This window comes from Terrisporobacter mayombei (genome assembly GCF_020748465.1).
In the GTDB taxonomy this organism is placed as follows: Bacteria; Bacillota; Clostridia; order Peptostreptococcales; family Peptostreptococcaceae; genus Terrisporobacter; species Terrisporobacter mayombei.
This window is the reverse complement of sequence record NZ_JAHZMP010000060.1, coordinates 1-595: the sequence shown is the minus strand read 5'-3', so window position 1 is coordinate 595 and position 595 is coordinate 1. Positions and strand designations below refer to the sequence as shown.

The 595-nt window shown below is 48.6% G+C and carries 1 protein-coding gene; it reads left to right on the top strand.

Features of this window, described 5'->3' with window-relative positions:
* Window positions 1–595 (top strand): ABC transporter permease (locus K0039_RS24780; RefSeq protein ID WP_500303704.1); only part of this gene is annotated, 595 nt, incomplete at both ends.

The window sequence follows — 595 nt, the reverse complement described above, 5'->3', positions numbered from 1 at the left end:
AATGAAGCATGGGCGCAAACTGGTCATTGCGTTGCCATATATCTGGTTGATCTTGCTGTTTCTGCTGCCATTTCTGATTGTCTTTAAAATAAGCCTGGCGGAGATGGCGCGCGCTATTCCACCTTATACCGAACTGATGGAGTGGGCTGACGGGCAACTGTCCATCACTCTTAATCTCGGTAATTTTCTGCAACTGACCGACGATCCGCTCTATTTCGATGCTTATCTCCAGTCGCTACAGGTGGCTGCGATTTCGACATTTTGCTGTTTACTGATCGGCTATCCGCTGGCGTGGGCGGTGGCGCACAGTAAGCCTTCGACCCGTAATATTTTATTACTACTGGTGATCCTGCCGTCGTGGACCTCGTTTCTGATCCGCGTTTATGCCTGGATGGGAATATTAAAAAACAACGGTGTGCTGAATAATTTTCTGCTGTGGCTGGGGGTTATCGATCAACCGCTGACCATTCTGCATACCAATCTGGCCGTTTATATCGGCATTGTTTACGCTTACGTGCCGTTTATGGTACTGCCGATTTATACCGCGTTGATTCGTATTGATTATTCGCTGGTGGAAGCAGCGCTGGATCTCGGT